This is a genomic window from Microbacterium sp. SLBN-111, from assembly GCF_049739645.1.
In the GTDB taxonomy this organism is placed as follows: Bacteria; Actinomycetota; Actinomycetes; order Actinomycetales; family Microbacteriaceae; genus Microbacterium.
In genome coordinates this window covers 881,755-901,321 of sequence record NZ_JBMGQH010000001.1, presented here as the reverse complement: position 1 = coordinate 901,321, position 19,567 = coordinate 881,755, and the positions used below count along the sequence as shown (strand labels likewise).

18 protein-coding genes and 1 tRNA gene are annotated in these 19,567 nt (G+C 70.2%); 12 read left to right on the top strand and 7 right to left on the bottom strand.

Going from position 1 to position 19,567, the window contains the following annotated elements; translation table 11 throughout:
- The first annotated feature begins 129 nt into the window (after nt 1-129).
- Nucleotides 130-315 (top strand): hypothetical protein, encoded by a 186-nt coding sequence (locus tag RKD05_RS04260; RefSeq protein ID WP_022879137.1) that lies wholly within the window; start codon nt 130-132, stop codon nt 313-315.
- A 70-nt stretch (nt 316-385) separates the two neighbouring features.
- A complete protein-coding gene (gene cls / locus RKD05_RS04255; protein WP_424711766.1) occupies nt 386-1,849 on the top strand; it encodes a cardiolipin synthase in 1,464 nt (487 codons plus the stop codon).
- A gap of 14 nt (nt 1,850-1,863) precedes the next feature.
- Here the strand turns inward: cls and RKD05_RS04250 are convergent, their stop codons facing one another.
- From RKD05_RS04250 to RKD05_RS04240, 3 genes are read right to left on the bottom strand one after another with little or no spacing between them, the layout of a single operon-like run.
- Entirely contained in the window at nt 1,864-2,097 is a 234-nt protein-coding gene (locus tag RKD05_RS04250; RefSeq protein WP_424708241.1) for a helix-turn-helix domain-containing protein, read from the bottom strand.
- Complete coding sequence (locus tag RKD05_RS04245) at nt 2,094-2,708, bottom strand: hypothetical protein (protein WP_424708239.1); 615 nt, start codon at nt 2,706-2,708, stop codon at nt 2,094-2,096. The genes RKD05_RS04250 and RKD05_RS04245 overlap by 4 nt, the downstream gene beginning before the upstream one ends.
- On the bottom strand, nt 2,708-3,334 hold the full coding sequence (locus tag RKD05_RS04240; protein WP_424708238.1) for a hypothetical protein: 627 nt from the start codon (nt 3,332-3,334) through the stop codon (nt 2,708-2,710). Before RKD05_RS04240 ends, RKD05_RS04245 begins: the two co-directional genes overlap by 1 nt.
- A 191-nt stretch (nt 3,335-3,525) precedes the next feature.
- Between RKD05_RS04240 and RKD05_RS04235 the strand changes: the two genes are divergently transcribed.
- The 3 genes from RKD05_RS04235 (at nt 3,526) to RKD05_RS04225 (ending at nt 7,394) form a co-directional block, all read left to right on the top strand.
- The gene (locus RKD05_RS04235) at nt 3,526-6,048 is read left to right on the top strand and encodes an ATP-dependent Clp protease ATP-binding subunit (RefSeq protein WP_424708236.1); all 2,523 of its coding nucleotides are present in this window, start codon (nt 3,526-3,528) and stop codon (nt 6,046-6,048) included.
- Between the two features lie 121 nt (nt 6,049-6,169).
- A complete protein-coding gene (locus tag RKD05_RS04230) occupies nt 6,170-6,679 on the top strand; it encodes an amino-acid N-acetyltransferase (protein ID WP_424708234.1) in 510 nt (169 codons plus the stop codon).
- A gap of 46 nt (nt 6,680-6,725) precedes the next feature.
- Nucleotides 6,726-7,394, top strand: coding sequence for a hypothetical protein (locus RKD05_RS04225; protein ID WP_424708233.1), 669 nt, complete (start codon nt 6,726-6,728; stop codon nt 7,392-7,394).
- A 132-nt stretch (nt 7,395-7,526) separates the two neighbouring features.
- Here the strand turns inward: RKD05_RS04225 and RKD05_RS04220 are convergent, their stop codons facing one another.
- Nucleotides 7,527-9,059 (bottom strand): amino acid permease, encoded by a 1,533-nt coding sequence (locus tag RKD05_RS04220; protein ID WP_022879145.1) that lies wholly within the window; start codon nt 9,057-9,059, stop codon nt 7,527-7,529.
- 147 nt (nt 9,060-9,206) lie between these two features.
- On the opposite strand from RKD05_RS04220, the gene RKD05_RS04215 reads away from it, so the two are divergent.
- The 6 genes from RKD05_RS04215 (at nt 9,207) to RKD05_RS04190 (ending at nt 15,436) form a co-directional block, all read left to right on the top strand.
- Complete coding sequence (locus RKD05_RS04215; protein ID WP_424708231.1) at nt 9,207-10,562, top strand: glutamine synthetase family protein; 1,356 nt, start codon at nt 9,207-9,209, stop codon at nt 10,560-10,562.
- The gene (locus tag RKD05_RS04210; protein ID WP_424708229.1) at nt 10,543-11,319 is read left to right on the top strand and encodes a gamma-glutamyl-gamma-aminobutyrate hydrolase family protein; all 777 of its coding nucleotides are present in this window, start codon (nt 10,543-10,545) and stop codon (nt 11,317-11,319) included. The genes RKD05_RS04215 and RKD05_RS04210 overlap by 20 nt, the downstream gene beginning before the upstream one ends.
- Nucleotides 11,316-12,671, top strand: a complete 1,356-nt coding sequence (locus RKD05_RS04205) for an aldehyde dehydrogenase family protein (protein WP_424708228.1) — start codon at nt 11,316-11,318, stop codon at nt 12,669-12,671. The genes RKD05_RS04210 and RKD05_RS04205 overlap by 4 nt, the downstream gene beginning before the upstream one ends.
- Nucleotides 12,672-12,713: 42 nt before the next feature.
- Nucleotides 12,714-13,493 carry a 3-oxoacyl-ACP reductase gene (locus tag RKD05_RS04200; RefSeq protein WP_424708226.1) on the top strand — a complete coding sequence of 260 codons (780 nt, stop codon included), beginning with the start codon at nt 12,714-12,716 and terminating at the stop codon, nt 13,491-13,493.
- Nucleotides 13,494-13,517: 24 nt separating this feature from the next.
- On the top strand, nt 13,518-14,234 hold the full coding sequence (locus RKD05_RS04195; RefSeq protein WP_063258968.1) for a FadR/GntR family transcriptional regulator: 717 nt from the start codon (nt 13,518-13,520) through the stop codon (nt 14,232-14,234).
- Nucleotides 14,235-15,025: 791 nt separating this feature from the next.
- Nucleotides 15,026-15,436, top strand: a complete 411-nt coding sequence (locus RKD05_RS04190) for a dehydrogenase (RefSeq protein ID WP_424708225.1) — start codon at nt 15,026-15,028, stop codon at nt 15,434-15,436.
- Nucleotides 15,437-15,788: 352 nt separating this feature from the next.
- Here the strand turns inward: RKD05_RS04190 and radA are convergent, their stop codons facing one another.
- Nucleotides 15,789-17,156 carry a DNA repair protein RadA gene (gene radA / locus RKD05_RS04185; protein WP_424708224.1) on the bottom strand — a complete coding sequence of 456 codons (1,368 nt, stop codon included), beginning with the start codon at nt 17,154-17,156 and terminating at the stop codon, nt 15,789-15,791.
- Between the two features lie 203 nt (nt 17,157-17,359).
- Nucleotides 17,360-18,313, bottom strand: coding sequence for an L-lactate dehydrogenase (locus RKD05_RS04180; protein WP_424708222.1), 954 nt, complete (start codon nt 18,311-18,313; stop codon nt 17,360-17,362).
- A gap of 126 nt (nt 18,314-18,439) precedes the next feature.
- Here RKD05_RS04180 and RKD05_RS04175 point away from each other — a divergent pair.
- Nucleotides 18,440-18,530: transfer RNA gene (locus RKD05_RS04175), tRNA-Ser, on the top strand.
- A gap of 59 nt (nt 18,531-18,589) precedes the next feature.
- On the opposite strand, the gene RKD05_RS04170 is transcribed toward RKD05_RS04175, so the two are convergent.
- On the bottom strand, nt 18,590-19,501 hold the full coding sequence (locus RKD05_RS04170; RefSeq protein WP_424708220.1) for a serine hydrolase domain-containing protein: 912 nt from the start codon (nt 19,499-19,501) through the stop codon (nt 18,590-18,592).
- Nucleotides 19,502-19,567 lie beyond the last annotated feature (66 nt).

The following is a 19,567-nucleotide window of genomic DNA, read 5'->3' as shown; positions in this document are numbered from 1 at the left end:
GATGGCCGGGACGATCGGTCGGCCGCCCGGCGAGAACCCCGATCTGGGGAGGGATCGGAAAGTCCGCCGGGTGTGAGGGAGGGGTCGTCCTCCCGACCGATGCACAGGAGATGGTCGTATCCTGAACGGGTGGATGACGTCTGGACTGCCGTGCTGTGGCCGCTGCTGCCGACGCTGGCGGTGTCGGTGATCTTCTTCTTCATCCTCCGCTCGGTGATCCGCATGGACCGCACGGAACGTAAGGCCTACGCCCGCATCGAAGCGCAGGAACGCGCGAAGCGCGGACTCCCCGCCTCCGACAGCACCCCGCGCTGAGCGCCGCCGTTCTCCGAGTGTCGGAGCCGGTCACTACGCTGGGGGGACATTCCGCCCAGGAGGTCCCGTGATCGACACCACGTTCGAGGCGAGCTGGCTCGTCATCGCGCTGTTCGTGATCGATCTCGTCGTGCGCATCGCCGCGGTCATCATCGTCCCGCGTAACCGCCGGCCCACCGCGGCGATGGCGTGGCTCCTCGCGATCTACTTCATCCCGTACGTCGGGGTGCTGCTGTTCCTGCTGATCGGAAACCCGCGTCTGCCGCGCAAGCGCCGACGCAAGCAGGCCGACATCAACCGCTACATCCACGACACGAGCGAGTCGCTCGAGTTCGGCACTCTCCGCCCGAACGCCCCCGACTGGTTCCGCGCGCTCGTGCGCCTCAACCGCAATCTGGGCGCCATGCCCATCGCGGGAGACAACGCCGCGACCCTGATCGCCGACTACCAGGAGAGCCTCGACACGATGGCGGATGCCATCCGCCGGGCGAAACGCTACGTGCACGTCGAGTTCTACATCCTGCAGACCGACGCCTCCACCGACAACTTCTTCCGCGCCCTCGAGGAGGTCGCCGAGCGCGGCGTCGTCGTGCGCGTGCTCCTCGACCACTGGGCCAACCGCGGCAAGCCCTACTACCGTCAGACTCTTCGACGGCTGGATGCCATGGGCGCGCACTGGCATCTGATGCTTCCGGTCCAGCCGCTGCGTGGCCGCTACCAGCGTCCCGACCTGCGCAACCACCGCAAGCTCCTCGTCATCGACGGCGACGTCGCGTTCATGGGGTCGCAGAACGTGACCGATTCGTCCTACAACCTGCGGAAGAACATCCGACGGGGACTCCACTGGGTCGACCTCATGGTGCGCGTCCAGGGTCCCGTCGTCGCCAGCATCAACGCGGTGTTCCTCAGCGACTGGTACAGCGAGACCGACGAGACGCTGACCGACGAGATCGACCTGTTCAGCGTCGAATCCGGCCCGGGCGACCTCGACTGCCAGATCGTCCCCTCGGGTCCCGGCTTCGACTTCCAGAACAACCTGAAGCTCTTCCTGGGTCTGCTCTTCGCCGCCCGCGAGCGCATCATCATCGTCAGCCCGTACTTCGTGCCGGACGAGGCGCTGCTCCTCGCGATCACGACCGCGTGCCAGCGCGGAGTGCACGTCGAGCTCTTCGTCTCGGAAGAGGGCGACCAGGCGATGGTCTACCACGCCCAGCGCAGCTACTACGAGGCGCTGCTCACCGCCGGCGTGAAGATCTGGATGTACCGCAAGCCCTTCATCCTGCACAGCAAGAGCCTGACCATCGACGACGAGGTCGCCGTCATCGGCTCGAGCAACATGGACATGCGTTCGTTCGGTCTCAACCTCGAGATCTCGATGCTCGTGCGCGGCGAGGAGTTCGTGCGCGACATGCAGCGCGTCGAAGACGTGTACCGCACCCTCAGCCGCGAGTTGACGGCGGAGGAGTGGCGGCGCCAGCCGCTCCGCTCGACGATCCTCGACAACCTCGCGCGCCTCACCTCGGCGCTGCAGTAGCCCCGCGGCAGCGCCTACCGCTGCACCACCAGCAGGTCGCCCACCTCGCAGTCCAAAGCGCGGCAGATCGCCGCGAGGGTCGAGTAGCGGATCGCGCGGGCGCGGTCGTTCTTGAGCACCGAAAGGTTGACGATGCTCACGCCGACCAGCTCGCTCAGTCGCGTGAGCGTCATGCCCCGTTCGGCGAGCAGCTCGTCGAGCCGACAATGGATGCCGCTGGGCCCGTCGTCCTCGGTCGCGGGGCTCACACGAGTCCTTCCGTGTCGCGCTGCAGGCGGATCCCGTAGGAGAACACCACGGAGAGGGCGAGAACGCCCAGGCCGACCAGTGCCCAAATGGGCTCGAAGGCCGACCCGATGACGAAGACGTCCCCGGCCGATGGATTCAGTTCGGTGGCGGCCATCATGCGTCCGAGCCCGGTCAAGCCCGCCGACAGGATGCCGCCGATCAGCAGCGAGGCCCCGGCAACGCGCGTCGCGACCAGCAGGGCGCGATGGAAGGGGCGTCCCCACGTCACCAAGAGGAAGAACAGCATCACGGCACCGATGGTCAACAGAGTCGTCAACGCTCCCGCAGCGGTCCCTGACACGAGAAGGCTGCGCGCTCCCGCACTCAGACCGTCGGCGACCACCCAGGCCGATTCGTATCGGGCGGAGACCGTCTGCGCGCCGGTGCCCGTGTGCGCGGTGACGACGGCGGCGTCGGTGAGCAGACTGAAACCCCCGTCGCCCGTGGCGATGCCGATCGCGCTGCGCACGGCGGGGAGAGCGAGCACCGAGCCCATGACGGCGCTCGCGGCGACGAAGAGAGCGACGATGCCGCGCTCCATTCGCGGCGAGACCGGTGTCGGGTCGCTCATCACACGAGTCCTTCCGTGTCGCGCTGCAGGCGGTCGCCGACGGTGAAGACCGTGCCGGCCAGAGCTGCGATGAACGCCGCGCCGAATAGCACCGGCAGGTCGATGATCTGCACCAGACCGCGGTCGTACGTGTAGTCCGACAGGCGGGCGAGCGCGCCGTTGGCCACCATGTTCTGGAAGAACGGGACGCCCGCGAGGCCGACGAGGGTCACGGCGCCCGCGGCGGAGACGAGCGTGGTGTTGCGGCGGCTGAAGATGCGGCCACGCAGGATATCGGCGACGAGGAGCAGCAGCAGCACGACGACGGTCACGACGACCGCCGCGAGGAGCACTTCGGCGATCACGAGCGCCCAGAGGGAGGCGATCGGCAGTTCTGGTGCGACGAGGACGCCGGTGACCAGTTCGATCTGCACGGCGGCGCCGTGGGGCCCGAGTGGCGCCTGCGCGACGGTGTCGAGGAAGGGCGCGGCAACGCGCACATCGCGATTGGGAAGCACTTCGGCGATGCGGATCACGCTGTGCACCACAGCCCACACGGCCAGGCCGAGACCCAGCACCACGAAGAAGAGGAACCCCGCGGTGTCACCGCGGGACAGGATGCGCGAGGTCGGACGGGGGGATGCCATGACTCACTCCTTATCGAAAGTCGTTGTTATCGGTTGTCGATAAGTTATCGATCATCGATGTGCCACGCAAGCCCGCGGCTGCGCCGGGTATGCCCACGGCGAACACGGGTCCGTGGCATCCGACCGCTGGTTACTCTCGATGTACGGCGCGCGGAGGCGTGCCTGTCAGCCCATTCCTGGAGGGACTGAGGATGTTCGAGAGATTCACCGACCGTGCCCGTCGCGTGGTTGTGCTCGCCCAAGAAGAGGCGAAGATGCTCAACCACAACTACATCGGGACCGAGCACATTCTCCTCGGCCTCATCCACGAGGGAGAAGGTGTCGCCGCGAAGGCGCTCGAGTCCCTCGGCATCTCGCTCGACGCCGTGCGCGAGCAGGTGCAGGACATCATCGGTCAGGGCCAGCAGCAGCCCACCGGTCACATCCCCTTCACGCCGCGTGCGAAGAAGGTCCTCGAGCTGTCGCTGCGCGAAGCGCTCCAGCTCGGCCACAACTACATCGGCACGGAGCACATCCTGCTCGGCCTCATCCGCGAGGGCGAGGGCGTCGCCGCCCAGGTGCTCGTCAAGCTCGGCGCCGACCTGAACAAGGTGCGCCAGCAGGTCATTCAGCTGCTCTCGGGCTACCAGGGCAAGGAGCCCGCGGGCGTCGCATCCGGCGCCGGCGAGCAGAACCAGGGTGCAGCCCAGGGCGGGTCGGCCGTGCTCGACCAGTTCGGTCGCAACCTCACGCAGGCCGCGCGCGACAACAAGCTCGACCCCGTCATCGGGCGCGAGAAGGAGATCGAGCGGGTCATGCAGATCCTCTCGCGTCGCTCCAAGAACAACCCCGTCCTCATCGGCGAGCCCGGTGTCGGAAAGACGGCGGTCGTCGAGGGCCTCGCGCAGGCGATCGTGAAGGGCGACGTCCCCGAGACGCTCAAGGACAAGCAGGTCTACTCGCTCGACCTCGGTTCGCTCATCGCCGGTTCCCGCTACCGCGGTGACTTCGAGGAGCGCCTGAAGAAGGTCACCAAGGAGATCCGCACGCGCGGCGACATCATCGTCTTCATCGACGAGATCCACACCCTCGTGGGTGCCGGTGCCGCCGAGGGTGCGATCGACGCGGCATCCATCCTCAAGCCCCTCCTCGCCCGCGGTGAGCTCCAGACCATCGGTGCCACCACGCTCGACGAGTACCGCAAGCACTTCGAGAAGGATGCCGCTCTCGAGCGCCGCTTCCAGCCGATCCAGGTCGCCGAGCCGAGCCTGCCTCACGCGATCAACATCCTGAAGGGGCTGCGCGACCGCTACGAGGCGCACCACAAGGTGCAGATCACCGACGGTGCGATCGTCGCCGCGGCGAACCTCGCCGACCGCTACATCAGCGACCGGTTCCTGCCGGACAAGGCCATCGACCTGATCGACGAGGCCGGCGCGCGCCTGCGCCTGTCGATCCTGTCGTCGCCACCGGAGCTGCGCGAGTTCGACGAGAAGATCGCCAAGGTCCGCGAGCAGAAGGAGTTCGCCTCCGAGGAGCAGGACTTCGAGAAGGCGGCCGCGCTCCGCGACGAGGAGAAGTCCCTGCTCGCCGAGCGTCTGCGCCTCGAGAAGCAGTGGCGCTCCGGCGACGTCGCCTCCCACGCGGTGGTCGACGAGGGTCTGATCGCCGAGGTGCTCGCCCAGGCGACCGGCATCCCGGTGTTCAAGCTCACCGAGGAGGAGTCCAGCCGCCTCATGTTCATGGAGAAGGCCCTGCACCAGCGGGTCATCGGCCAGGAAGAGGCGATCGCGGCCCTGTCGCGCACGATCCGTCGTCAGCGCGCCGGCCTCAAGGACCCGAAGCGCCCCAGCGGCTCGTTCATCTTCGCCGGCCCCACGGGCGTCGGAAAGACCGAGCTGGCCAAGGCGCTCGCCGAGTTCCTCTTCGACGACGAGGGCGCGCTGATCTCCCTCGACATGTCGGAGTTCGGTGAGAAGCACACGGTCTCGCGTCTGTTCGGTGCCCCTCCCGGGTTCGTCGGATTCGAGGAGGGCGGCCAGCTCACCGAGAAGGTGCGCCGCAAGCCGTTCTCGGTCGTGCTGTTCGACGAGATCGAGAAGGCCCACCCCGACATCTTCAACTCGCTGCTGCAGATCCTCGAAGAGGGTCGTCTGACCGACGGCCAGGGTCGCGTCGTCGACTTCAAGAACACCGTGATCATCATGACGACCAACCTCGGTTCGTCGGCGATCGCCGGTGGCCCGGTCGGCTTCCAGATCGAGGGCAGCGCGCAGACCTCGTACGAGCGGATGAAGGGCAAGGTCGACGAAGAGCTCAAGCGCCACTTCAAGCCCGAGTTCCTCAACCGCGTCGACGACGTCATCGTCTTCCCGCAGCTGAACAAGGCCGAACTCCGCCAGATCGTCGGCCTGTTCGTGAAGCGCCTCGCCGACCGGCTGCTCGACCGCGACATGACCGTCGAGCTGTCGGACGACGCGAAGGACAAGCTCATCGAGATCGGCTTCGACCCGACGCTCGGTGCGCGCCCCCTGCGCCGCGCCATGCAGCGCGAGGTCGAGGACCGTCTGAGCGAGAAGATCCTGCACGGCGAGCTCGAGTCCGGCGACCACGTCAAGGTCGGCGTCGAGAACGGGCAGTTCACGTTCGAGAGCGGACCCCGCGGCGACAAGGTCGCGATCGGTGTGGGCGCGGCCGGCGAGATCGCCGCGACGCCCGACACCCTCGCCGGCTGATCCGACGACACGACAGGGCCTGGATGCCACGGCATCCAGGCCCTTCGTCGTCCCCGCCGCGAAGACCGGCGCGTGCCGCGATGACGCCGGGGAGGCGCCCGGCTCGTCGTACGCTGGGACGATGACCACCGCCGCGCCGTTCGTCGTCCGCCCCGCCGGGACCCGCGACGTCCGACGCATCCACGACCTGCTCGAGCCGTTCGTGCAGAAGCGCATCCTGCTCGGCAAGGACCTCGTGGTGCTGTACGGCTCGGTGCAGCAGTTCGTCGTCGCCGAGGCCGACGGAGAGGTCATCGGCTGCGGCGCCCTGCACGTGATGTGGGAGGACCTGGGCGAGATCCGCACGCTCATCGTCCACGACGAGTGGCTCCACCACGGTGTCGGTCGCCGCATCGTCGAGGTGCTCGAGGAGAACGCACGGGCGCTCGGCGTCTCGCGGCTGTTCTGTCTCACCTTCGAGGTGGATTTCTTCACGCGGCGCGGCTTCTCGCCCATCGGTGAGCAGGTCGTCGACCCGGATGTCTACTCGCAGCTCGTCCGCAGCCCCGACGAGGGTGTGGCGGAGTTCCTCGACCTCGCGCACGTCAAGCCGAACACGCTCGGCAACACCCGGATGCTCAAGCAGCTCTGAGCGCGGCGTGGCGTGGCCGCTGAGCCACGCGGCCTACGCTGGAACGATGACCGATGCCCCCCGCAGGCGGCGGCAATCCCCGGCGGTCTACCGTCGACGCCGTCTCGCCGCCGTGCTCCTCGCGCTGCTCGTGATCGGCCTCGTCGTGTGGCTCGTCGCCGCCCCGCCGTGGCGCTCCGCGCCGACCGCCGACCCCGCGCCCGCGGCGAGCTCCGCCGCCCCCGCGCCGTCGGCGCCCGCCTCGCCCTCCGCGCCGGTCGCCTCGCCGTCTCCGTCGGCGAGCCCGAGCCCGAGCGTGCCCGCGGGGCCCGCGGAGTGCGCCGCCGCCGACATCAAGGTCGAGGCCCTGACCGACAAGACCGAGTACGGACAGGGCGAGAATCCGCAGCTGTCGATCCGGCTCACCAACACCTCGGCGAGCCCGTGCACGATGAACGTCGGCACGAGCGCCCAGTCCTTCACGGTGACCAGCGGCTCCGACGTGTGGTGGCGGTCGACCGACTGCCAGTCCGAGCCGAGCGACATGGTCGTGACCCTCGCCGCGGGCCAGCAGGTCACGAGCGCGGCTCCCCTCACGTGGGACCGCACGCGCTCGTCGGTGAGCTCGTGCCAGGGCGAGCGGCCGTTCGCCCCCGGCGGCGGCGCGACGTACCACCTGAGCGTCTCGATCGGTGGCATCCCGTCCGCCGGGACGGCCGCGTTCATCCTGCGCTGATCCGGGCCGCTCGCGCATCAGTGTCCAGAACACGCGGATCGCGCGCCGACGCGTCCGCGTGTCTTGGACACTCAAACCGGGACGGGACCAGGCGAAGAGGGGCGGATGCCAATGGCATCCGCCCCTCCGTCGTCAGTGCTTCTCGCCGAAGACCTCGCCCTCCATCGCGTCGTAGCCCTCTTCCTGCGGATCGCGGTGCAGGCCGCCGGACAGGGCGTACTCCTCCTCGGGGGAGAGCACGAGGCGGTGACGGCCGTAGATCGCGAAGCCGATGAAGATGACGGCGTAGACCACGATGATCGCGACGATCGCCGGCAGGTACGCGGGGTTCAGCAGCAGACCGAAGAAGACGATCGCCGCGATGATCGCCGCCGAGTACGCGCCGAAGAGGCCCCACGGGCTCTTGTACGGGCGGATCGCGTTCGGGAACTTCCGCCGCAGCACGATGAACGACACCATCTGCAGGAAGTACGCCACCACCGCGCCCCACACGGCGATGTTCAGCACGATGGCGCCGGCGGGGCTGGCATCCCCACCCGCCGCCTGCACCACGACGAGGGCGACGAACCCGACCACCGCGCCGAAGACGAGTGCGACCCACGGGGTCTTGCGAGCGCCGGTGAGCGACAGCCAGCGCGGGTAGTACCCGGCGCGCGACAGCGAGTACATGTTGCGGCCGTAGGCGAACATGATCCCCATCAGCGACGCGAGCAGGCCGATGAGCGCGAGGAGCGACAGCAGCGCCGCGGCCTGGTCGCCGACCATGGCGCGGAAGCCGTCGAGCAGCGGCTCGAGCGAGCTGCCCGTGGCGTCGGCGCCGAGGACGCCCGTGTTGAGGAACAGCACGATGAGGCCCGTGATGATGAGCGTGCCGCGTGCCCAGAGTCCCGCGCGGGGGATGTCGCGGGCCGGGTTGTGCGACTCCTCCGCGGCGAGGGGGAGCTCTTCGATGCCGAGGAAGAACCACATCGCGAAGGGGAGGGCGAGCAGGATCGAACCGACGCCGAACGGCAGGAACTCCGACTGTCCCGGATCGGGCACCTGGTTCCACAGCGAGCCCCAGTCGAACGCGCCGGACGCGAGCGACATGATGCCGAAGACCACGATGATGCCGATCGAGATCACCGAGACGACGATCGCGAAGACGAAGGAGATGTTGGCGCCGGCGGCGTTGAGGGCGATGAACACGGCGTACAGGATGATCCACCACACGAACGCCGGGAGGCTGACGCCGGTGAGCAGCTCCAGCGCCGAGTCGGCGTACTGCCCCGAGAAGTAGACGACGACGGCGGTCGTCGCGACGTACTCGATCGTCTCGGCGAGGCCGGTGGCCAGACCGCCCCACGGTCCCATCGCGGAGCGCGCGAACGAGTAGGCCCCGCCGGTGTGCGGCATGGCGGCGGCCATCTCGCCGATCGAAAACGTCAGGCCGTAGTACATGATCACCAGCACGACGAAGGCGATCAGCATCCCGCCGAAACCGGCGAAGCCGATGCCGAAGTTCCAGCCGGAGAAGTCGCCGGAGATGACGGCGGCGACGGCGAGGCCCCACAGGCCCCACACGCCGGCGGAGCGTTTGAGGGTGCGTTTCTCGAAGTACGAGGAGTCGGTCGCGGTATAGGTGGCCCCGGCGACCTTTTTCTGTGAACTGCTCGAGGTGGACATGGAGCCTCCTGATAGATGCGGACAGGCTTCGGGAGCGCCTTTGCGGGAAATCATGGCGTTCTATTGGTCGACCTGTCTACCTTTGGCGTGTAAGTTCCTCGTTACGGCCTCCGATCGAGGAGGCGTCGAGCAGGCGAGAGGGAGACCATGGCGGGCAATCTCACCACCGCGGAATTGGATGCCGCGATCGACTCGGGCGAGATCGACACCGTCGTCGTCGCCTTCCCGGACGCGCAAGGGCGCCTCGTCGGAAAGCGCGTCGCCGCGCGGTTCTGGCGCGACGAGGTCCTTCCGCACGGCGCGGAGGCGTGCAACTACCTCCTCTCCGTCGACGTCGACATGAACACCGTCGACGGCTACGCGATGTCGAGCTGGGAGAAGGGCTACGGCGACATGCTGCTCGTGCCCGACCTCGACACGCTGCGCCGCGTCCCGTGGCAGGAGGGGACGGCGCTCGTCATGGCCGACCTCGCGTGGGAGGACCGCGCGCCCGTGGTGCAGTCGCCGCGTGGCATCCTGAACGCCCAACGCGCCCGGCTCGCGGAGCGCGGGCTCACCCCGTACGTCGGGACGGAGCTGGAATTCATCGTCTTCGACGACTCCTTCCGGGATGCCTGGGCCAAGGGCTACACCGGGCTCACGGCCTCGACCGACTACAACGTGGACTACAACCTCCTCGCCACCACGCGGCTCGAGCCGCTGCTGCGCGACATCCGCCGCGGCATGGACGGCGCGGGGATGTACTGCGAGGGCGTCAAGGGCGAGTGCAACGACGGGCAGCAGGAGATCGCGTTCCGCTACGCCGAAGCGCTCGAGACCGCCGACAACCACACGATCTACAAGAACGGTGCGAAGGAGATCGCCGACCGGCACGGCAAGTCGCTGACCTTCATGGCCAAGTTCGACCAGCGCGAGGGCAACAGCTGCCACATCCACCTGTCGGTGCGCGGCGAGAACGGCGAGGCCGTCATGGCCGGCGACGGGGAGCACGGCTTCAGCCCGCTCATGGAGCACTGGATCGCCGGCATCCTGGCCACCCTCCGCGAGTTCACGCTGCTGTACGCCCCCACGATCAACTCGTACAAGCGGTACGCCAAGGGCTCGTTCGCGCCCACCGGCGTCGCGTGGGGCATCGACAACCGCACGTGCGCGCTGCGCGTCGTCGGCCACGGCGGATCGCTGCGCGTCGAGAACCGCGTGCCCGGCGGCGACGTGAACCCGTACCTCGCCATCTCGGCGATCATCGCGGGCGGTCTGCACGGCATCGAGAACGAGCTGCCGCTGCCCGCGCCACTTACCGGCAACGCCTACGCCGCCGGCGTCGACACCCTGCCGACGACCCTCCGCGAGGCCGCGAAGCTCTTCTCGGAGTCGACCGTGGCGCGTGCCGCCTTCGGCGACGACGTCGTCGAGCACTACCTGAACCAGGCGCGCATCGAGGTGGAAGCCTTCGACGCCGCCGTGACCGACTGGGAGCGCGTGCGTGGTTTCGAGCGTCTCTGATCCGGCCCGGACCCCCGTGGTGGGGCTCACGACCTACCTCGAACGCGCCACGCAGGGCGTGTGGGACGTGCGCGCGTCGTTCCTGCCGCAGCAGTACTTCGATGCCGTGACCGCCTCGGGCGCCACCGCCGTGCTGCTGCCGCCGCAGCCCCGGCCCGAACAGGCTGCCGCCGCGGTGCTCGACGGCCTCGACGGGCTGATCCTCACCGGGGGCCTCGACGTGCAGCCCGAGCTGTACGGCGCCGAGCGCCACCCACTCACCGACCCGCCGCGCGCCGACCGCGACGCGTGGGAGCTCGCGCTCCTCGCCGGGGCGCGGGAGCGTGGCATCCCGGTCTTCGGCATCTGCCGCGGACTCCAGCTCATCAACGTCGCCCTCGGCGGCACGCTGCACCAGCACCTCCCCGAGGCCCTCGGCACCGAGCGCTACAAGATCGGCGGAGGGGTCTTCGCCGAGAACGTCGTCGAAGTGGATGCCGGAACCCGGCTGGCCGGCCTCGTCGGTGCCGGAGCGCTCACCGTCCACAGCTACCACCACCAGGGCATCGATCGTGTCGCCGAAGGGCTGCGGGTCACCGCGCGGACGGACGACGGGCTCGTGCAGGCCATCGAGACCCCCGGCGACGAGTACCTCGTGGCCGTGCAGTGGCATCCCGAGGAGAACCCCGAGGACCGGCGTCTGTTCCTCGGGCTCGTCGCCGCCGCGGCGGCCCACCGCGCCGCACGTTCCTCCGCGCACCAGGGAGTCCCCGCATGAGCACCTTCACCGTCACCGACCCCTCGACCGGCACGCCGATCACGACGCTCGACCGCGCCGAGGTCGCAGAGGTGGATGCCGCCGTCGCCGACGCCGTCCGTGCGCAGCGCGCGTGGGCCGCGCTCGCCCCCGTCGCCCGCGCCGACGCGCTGCGGTCCTTCGCGCGGGTCGTCGAGGCGCACGTCGAGGAGCTCGCGGCGCTCGAGGTGCGCAACTCGGGGCACCCGATCGGCTCGGCCCGGTGGGAGGCGCAGCACGTCGCCCAGGTGCTCAACTACTACGCCGGTTCGCCGGAACGCCTGATCGGGAAGCAGATCCCCGTCGCCGGCGGCCTCGACGTGACCTATCACGAGCCGTACGGCGTCGTCGGGATCATCGTGCCGTGGAACTTCCCCATGACGATCGCCGCGTGGGGCTTCGCCCCGGCGCTCGCCGCGGGCAACGCCGTCGTGCTGAAGCCCGCCGAGCTGACGCCGCTCACCGCCGTGCGGCTCGGTGAGCTGGCGCTCGAGGCGGGGCTGCCCGAGGGGCTGTTCCGGGTGATCGTCGGGTCGGGCTCGGTCGTCGGCCAGCGCTTCGTCTCGCACCCCGACGTGCACAAGGTCGTGTTCACCGGCTCGACCGAGGTCGGCACGGAGGTCGCCGCCGGGTGCGCGCAGCTGCTCAAGCCCGTCACGCTCGAACTCGGCGGCAAGAGCGCCAACATCGTGTTCGCGGATGCCGACCTCGAGAAGGCCGCGGCCGGGGTCCCGGGTTCCGTCTTCGACAACGCGGGCCAGGACTGCTGCGCGCGCAGCCGTCTCCTCGTCGAGCGCAGCGTCTACGACCGGTTCCTCGAGCTGCTCGAACCCGCGGTCGCCGCGTGGCGCGTCGGCGACCCGCGCGACGAGGAAACCCAGATGGGGCCGCTGATCTCGGCATCCCACCGCTCGGCCGTCGCGGGGTTCCTCGACGGGGCCGACGTCGCGTTCCGTGGCTCCGCGCCGGAGGGCGACGGCTTCTGGTTCGCCCCCGCGGTGGTGCTCGCGCAGCCCGGCGACCGCGTCGCGCGCGAAGAGGTGTTCGGTCCGGTGCTCGCCGTGCTCCCGTTCGAGGACGAAGCGGATGCCATCCGCCTGGCCAACGACACCGCGTACGGTCTCGCGGGCTCGATCTGGACCGAGAACCTCGGTCGTGGCATCCGGGTCTCGCGCGGGGTGCGCAGCGGTGTGCTGTCGGTGAACTCGCACTCGTCGGTGCGGTACGCGACCCCCTTCGGCGGCATGAAGGCCTCCGGCCTCGGCCGGGAGCTGGGACCGGATGCCGCCGAGCACTTCACCGAGACGAAGAACGTCTTCTACGCCACCGAGTGACCCCTCTTCACCCACATCCCCACCCGTAAGGAACCACAGCACATGACCATCGACCTCACTCAGCGGCTGCGCGACCGCGTCGCCATCGTCACCGGCGGCGCGTCGGGCATCGGCCTCGCCACGGCACGGCGCTTCGCCGCCGAGGGTGCGCGCGTCGTGATCGCCGACCTCGACGAGACCACCGGCACCGCGGCGGCCGCCGAGGTGGGCGGCGTCTTCCGTCAGGTGAACGTCGCGGACGAGGCATCCGTCGACGCCCTCTTCGACGGCGTCGCGGCCGAGCTCGGCAGCGTCGACATCGCGTTCAACAACGCCGGGATCTCGCCCGCCGACGACGACTCGATCGAGACGACCGAGCTGCCCGCGTGGGACCGCGTGCAGGACGTGAACCTGAAGAGCGTGTACCTCTGCTCGCGCGCGGCGCTGCGGCACATGGTTCCCGCGGGGCGCGGGTCGATCATCAACACCGCGTCGTTCGTCGCGCTGCTCGGGTCGGCGACCTCGCAGATCTCGTACACCGCGTCCAAGGGGGGCGTGCTCGCGATGACCCGCGAGCTCGGCGTGCAGTTCGCGCGGCAGGGGATCCGCGTGAACGCGCTGTGCCCCGGACCGGTGAACACGCCGCTCCTGCAGGAGCTGTTCGCGAAGGACCCCGAGCGCGCGCAGCGCCGGCTCGTGCACGTGCCGATGGGCCGGTTCGCGGAGCCTGAGGAGATGGCAGCGGCCGTGGCGTTCCTGGCATCCGACGACGCGTCCTTCATCACCGCCACCGCCTTCGTCGTGGACGGCGGTATCACCAACGCGTACGTGACACCCCTGTGACCTGCGGCATGACAGGCTGACGGCATGAGCGCCGCGCCCCTCGACGACCTGCGGCGGGCCGTGTACCGGCCCGTGCGCAGCGGCAATGCGCTCGAGGACACCACGGCGCGCATCGTGCAGACGGTGCGGCTCGGGCTCGTCGCTCCGGGGGAGTCGCTCCCCGCGGAGCGCGAGCTCGCCGCGCTGTACGGCGTCAGTCGCGACACGGTGCGCGAGGCGATCCGGGAGCTCTCGGATGCCGGCTGGCTCGAGACCCGCCGCGGTCGCTACGGCGGCACGTTCGTGGTCGACCCCGTCCCGCGGCCCGCCGGTCCCGCGGAGGTCTCGGCCGCCGAGCTCGACGACGTCATCGCGTTGCGCGGCGTGCTCGAACCGGGGGCGGCGTGGGCCGCGGCGGGGCGGACGCTCGCGCCCGAGGAACGCGACGTGCTGTGGGCGCGGCACGAAGCAGCCGCGGTCGCGGGGAGCGACGACTACCGCCGACTCGACACGCTCCTGCACCTGACGATCGCGGAACTCGCCGGCATCCCCTCGCTCGTCCCGCTCGTCGCCGACAACCGCGCGCGCGTCAACGCGTGGCTCGACACGTTCCCTCTTCTGCCGCGCAACATCGACCACTCGACGGCGCAGCACGCCGCGATCGTGTCCGCGATCCTCGCCGGGAGACCGGATGCCGCCCACGCGGCGATGCGCGACCACCTCGGTGGCAGCGAGGCGCTGCTGCGCGGGTTCTTGGCGTAGCTGCGGGGCGGGGTGCGGCTCTCGCTCTCGCGTGACGGCGGGAGGAGATGGGGCGGAGGGAGGATGGCGGCGGGGGTTTGGGTCCTCCGCTCGCCGTATGTCCTCCGTTCGGCACGGGGGCTGGGCTTCGCGGCTGCGGCGTTCAGGGCTGCTGCGGTGACGAGGGGAGGAGATGGGGCGGAGGGAGGATGCCGGCGGGGGTTTGGGTCCTCCGCTCGCTGTATGTCCTCCGCTGGGCACGGGGGCAGGGCCGCCGCAACTCGCGGGGGCGGCCGGGCTAGGCGCGGCTGCGGCGTTCAGGGGCGGCCTCGGTGACGAGGGGAGGGGATGGGGCGGAGGGAGGACGCGTGCGGGGGTCTTGGTCCTCCGCTCGCTGTATGTCCTCCGCTCGCTGTATGTCCTCCGCTCGGCACGGGGGCAGGGGCCAGCGCGAGTTACGGCGGTAGCTCTCGCGGTGACGAGGGGAGGGGATGGGGCGGAGGGAGGACGCGTGCGGGGGTTTGGGTCCTCCGCTCGCCGTATGTCCTCCGCTCGCTGTATCTCCTCCGCTCAGCGCGCGAGCAGGTCGCCGCGACTAGCGGGGGCGGCCGGGCTAGGCGCGGCGTCGGCGTTCAGGGGCTGCCGCGGTGACGAGGGGAGGGGATGGGGCGGAGGGAGGACGCGTGCGGGGGTTTGGGTCCTCCGCTCGCCGTACGTCCTCCGCTCGGCACGGGGCAGGGCTTAGCGGCCCACGGGCCCGGGCGATTCGCCCCGACGCGCCGCGCCGCGGGCACCGCGGATAGGCTCGGAGGATGGCCGGTGGCAAGAAGCGCAAGGGGAAGAAGCCCGACGTGGAGTTCAAGAACACCGCCCTGAGCGACGCCCTGCAGACCCAGGACATGGCCGCGATCGCCTTCGCGCTGCGGCACGGGCCCACGGTCGTGCCGCTCATGCGCGCCGGCGACGCCGACAACCCGCTCGACGTCGGCGAGGTCTGGACCTACCGCGACCCGAACACCGGGCAGATCGCGCTGCTGCTGTTCAGCGACGCCACGCACAAGCCCGAGACGCTCCCGCCGCACGTCGCGCTGCAATCGCCGCAGTGGTTGCGGGCGTTCCTCGACCGCCACCGCGACGAGATCACGACGGTGTTCATCGACATCGCGGGTCCGCATCCCATCCAGGCCAGCCCGGCCGACCTGCTCGCCGCCCTCGACGCCTGACCCGCTCGAGCGGCGGAGCGGCGGCCGGCTCAACTCCTGCTGTTCCGGCTTCCGGACGCCCCGTGGCGCGGGCCCGACCCGATCCGCAGGAGTTGTGCGCCGCACGGCTGTGCGCCCCGGGGGATGGATGCCATGACCGCGACGCCGCGTTCCCGCGACACTCCGCGGGTGAAGTACCTAGGTCGCGCGGGTGAGGAGCCCGTGTAAGACTCGAGGCATGGAGTACCTGATCGCCGGCGCCGTGTGCGCCGCCGGACTCGTGATCCCCGCAGTGCTCGGCTTCACGTCGCCGCACCGCCGTCGCCGTTCCGCCCCGCCCGGGCGCTGATCGGGCCCACGGCCGGCTTCGGCGTCAGAACTCGGGCGCGACCTCGTCGCGTGGCATCCCGCGTACCTTCAGCTCGTTCAATGCCTGCGCGAGCTTGCGCGATGACGCGTCGAGCACCGTGTGATACCCGAGCCGCGCCGCCTCCGACGCGCGCTGCGCCGCCTGCGTGACGTTGCGGATCTCGCCCGTCAGCGTCAACTCGCCGATCGCCGCGAGCCGCTTCGACACCTTGCGGTTCTGCACCGCGTTGGCCACGGCGATCGCGATCGCGAGGTCGGCCGCGGGCTCGACCAGGCGCACGCCGCCGACGGTCGAGACGTACACGTCCTTGTCGGACAGGGAGACGCCCATCCTGCTCTCGAGCACGGCGAGCACCATCGCGACCCGCGACGAGTCGACGCCGTTCACGATGCGCCGCGGGTTGGGGGCGGTCTGCTTGACGGCCAGTGCCTGGATCTCGACGGGGAGCGCGCGCCGGCCCTCCATCGCGATCGTGACGCACGTGCCGGGCTCGGGATCGCCGTGGCCGAGGAACAGGGCGCTCGGGTCGCTGACCTCGGCGATGCCGCTGCCGGTCATGTCGAAGCAGCCGACCTCGTCGGTCGGGCCGAAGCGGTTCTTGAGCGCGCGCACGAACCGCAGCGACGTCTGCCGGTCGCCCTCGAAATGGCAGACGACGTCGACGAGGTGCTCGAGCACGCGCGGCCCCGCGATCGTGCCGTCCTTGGTCACGTGGCCCACGATCACGACGGGGAGCCCGCGTTCCTTCGCGATCCGGATGAGCGTGGATGCCACCTCCCGCACCTGCGCGGGCTGACCCGCCGCCCCGTCGCTGAGCGCGGACGACACGGTCTGCACCGAGTCGACGATGAGCAGCTCGGGCTCGACCTGATCGATGTGGCCGAGGATCGTGGCCAGGTCGGTCTCGGACGCGAGGAACAGCTCGTCGTGCAGCGCGCCGGTGCGCTCGGCGCGGAGCCGGACCTGCGCCGCGGACTCCTCGCCGCTCGCGTACAGCACGCGGCGGCCGGCGCGGGCGCTCTGCGCCGCGACCTCGAGAAGCAGCGTCGACTTGCCGACGCCGGGCTCACCGCTCAGCAGGATGGCGGCGCCGGGCACGATCCCGCCGCCGAGCACCCGGTCGAACTCGCCGACGCCGCTCGTGCGCCGCGGGGCGTCCTGCGTGTCGATCTCGGTGATGCGCCGGGCCGCGCGCGACGCGCCGGGCGCGACGGGAGTGACCGACCGCGTGATGCCCGTCTGCTCCGCCGCCTCGACGACCGTGCCCCACGATTGGCACTCGCCGCACCGCCCGACCCACTTGAGCGTCGTCCATCCGCACTCGGTGCACCGGTACGGAGCGGCGGTGGGAGAAGGACGACGGGATGCCATGCGCCCAGGCTACGCGGGCCCTCCGACATCGCCGGCTCGCCGGGTCACCGGCATCCCGATAAACGCGATCCACGGCAAGAAACGGGGTGGCGACGCGTTCCTCGGCGCGAATCGCGTTTCTCGATGTGAGGTGCGCAGCGGGTGCGCACACGCGGCGCTACGGGCGGGGTCCAGTCGCCGCGAGGGCGCGCACAGCGCCCGGCTCAGCCGCGCAGCGAGTCCGCCACCGTCGTCAGCGCGTCGGCGGAGCGCCGGAGCAGCGTCAGCTCGCGGTCGGAGAACGGCGTCCCGGCGAGGGGCACGGCCCCGGCGGAACTCACGACCGACGGCACCGACAGTGCCATGCCGGAGATGCCGTGGAAGTCCTGCAGCACGGTGCTCACCGGCAGGATCGCGTGCTCGTCCCGGAGGATCGCCTCGACGATGCGCGCGCTCGACAGCCCGATCGCGTAGTTCGTCGCGCCCTTGCCCCGGATGACCTTGTACGCCGCATCGCGGACGTCGACGGCGATGGCATCCAATTCGGCTTCGTCGAAACGGGTGCCGTCGGGGAGGTCGTACTCGGTGATCGGGACCGTGCCGATCGTCGCGGTCGACCACAGCGGGAACTCGGTGTCGCCGTGCTCGCCGACGATCCACGCGTGCACGCTCGAGGTCGCGACCCCCGCGCGCTGCGCGATCTTCCAGCGCAGGCGCGAGGTGTCGAGGACGGTGCCGGACGCGAAGATCCTCTGCGTGGGGAGGCCCGTCGCCTGCTGCGCGAGCACCGTGAGCACGTCGCACGGGTTGGTGACGATGACGTAGATCGCGTTCGGCGCGACCTCGAGGAGATCGGGCATCATGCGCTGGATGATCCCGGCGTTCGTCGCGGCCAGCTCGGTGCGCGTCTGCCCGGGATTCTGCTTCGCGCCGGCCGTGATGACCACGACGTGCGACCCCTCGGCGACCGACACGTCGCTGCCGCCGGTGATGTCGCTCGACCCGGTGAACTGGGTACCGTGCGCGAGGTCGAGGACCTCGGCTTCGACCTTCGCCTCGGCGATGTCGTACAGGGCGACGTGCCGCGCCGACCCGCGGATCAGGGACGCGTACGCGACGCTCGCCCCCACGCTCCCCGCGCCGACGACGGTCAGTTTGGAGTTCTCTATCACGCTCATGGCTCGATCCTGGCACCGGTGTGGGACCGGTGCCAGAGCGGTTTCTCGACGGTGGAGAAGTGGATGCCGAGCCTCAGGTGCCGCGCGGATTCGCGGCATCCCGCCGAGTGTCGTAAGCTGGTCGGCGGTGACGTGTCCGAGCGGCCGAAGGTGCAACTCTCGAAAAGTTGTGTAGGGTAACCCCCTACCGTGGGTTCAAATCCCACCGTCACCGCCACTCTCACCAGATCAGCCCCGCTTTCGAGCGGGGCTGATCTGCGTTACAGCGCCTCGCTGTCAGCTGATGACTCGCGCGTGCCGCGTTCGAGCGACTGCCGGTCGCAGCGCCTCCGCCGCGATCTCCACCAGCCGATGCGACCGCTGCTCCTCGTGCGCGGTGATCGTCACCGCCGCGTCGAGGTCGTTGGCGACGTAGACGTACTGCCCGTAGAGTCCGTCGAGGCGCCACCCGTCGCCGGGGCCCGCCCACGTCGCGAGGCCGTAGCGCGCGAAGTCGCCTTCGCCGCCGGTGTCGACGACGTCCGTGTGCATGGCATCCACCCACTCGGCGCTCACGATCCGCTCGCCGTCCCAGCGGCCGCCGTCGCGAAGCACGCGGGCGATCCGCGCGAGTTCCTCTGTGCGCAGCTCGAGGCCGCTGCCGGCGACGATCCAGCCGCGCGGGCACCGGTGCCATTGCGGGTTGTCGATGCCGAGCGGGTCGAAGAGCCGGGGGAGGAGCCAGTCGCGCACGTCGCCGACCGCCGCGCCGAGCATCCGCATGGCCACGTAGGTGCTGGCATCCGAGTACTGGAAGACCGTGCCGGGGCCGCGGGTCGGGCGGCGGAGCATCTCCTGCGCGAGGTCGGGCCACGGCGCGGGCTCGCGTCCGAACCACGCGAAGTCGATGCCGCTCGTCATCGTGAGGAGGTGCCGCAGCGTGACCGCCTCGACGCCCGCGCCGAGCTCCATGTCGGGCATCATCTCGCGGACGCGCGTGTCGAGCGACAGGATTCCTTCGTCCGCGGCGATCCCCGCAGCCAGCGCGCTGACACCCTTCGACACCGAGTAGATGTTGACGCGGTCGTCGCTGCGCCACCGGTGCTCGGCCACGTCGTCGCCGAGGAGGACATGGATGCCATACGCGCCGAGCGACTCTTCGTCGATCGCCGCCACGATGCGTTCGAGCACGGTGGACGCGGATGCCACGGGCAGACCTTCCTTCGTGGACGGGGTGTTTCGTTCAGGATCGCAGGTCCGCGGCGCCGACTCGCG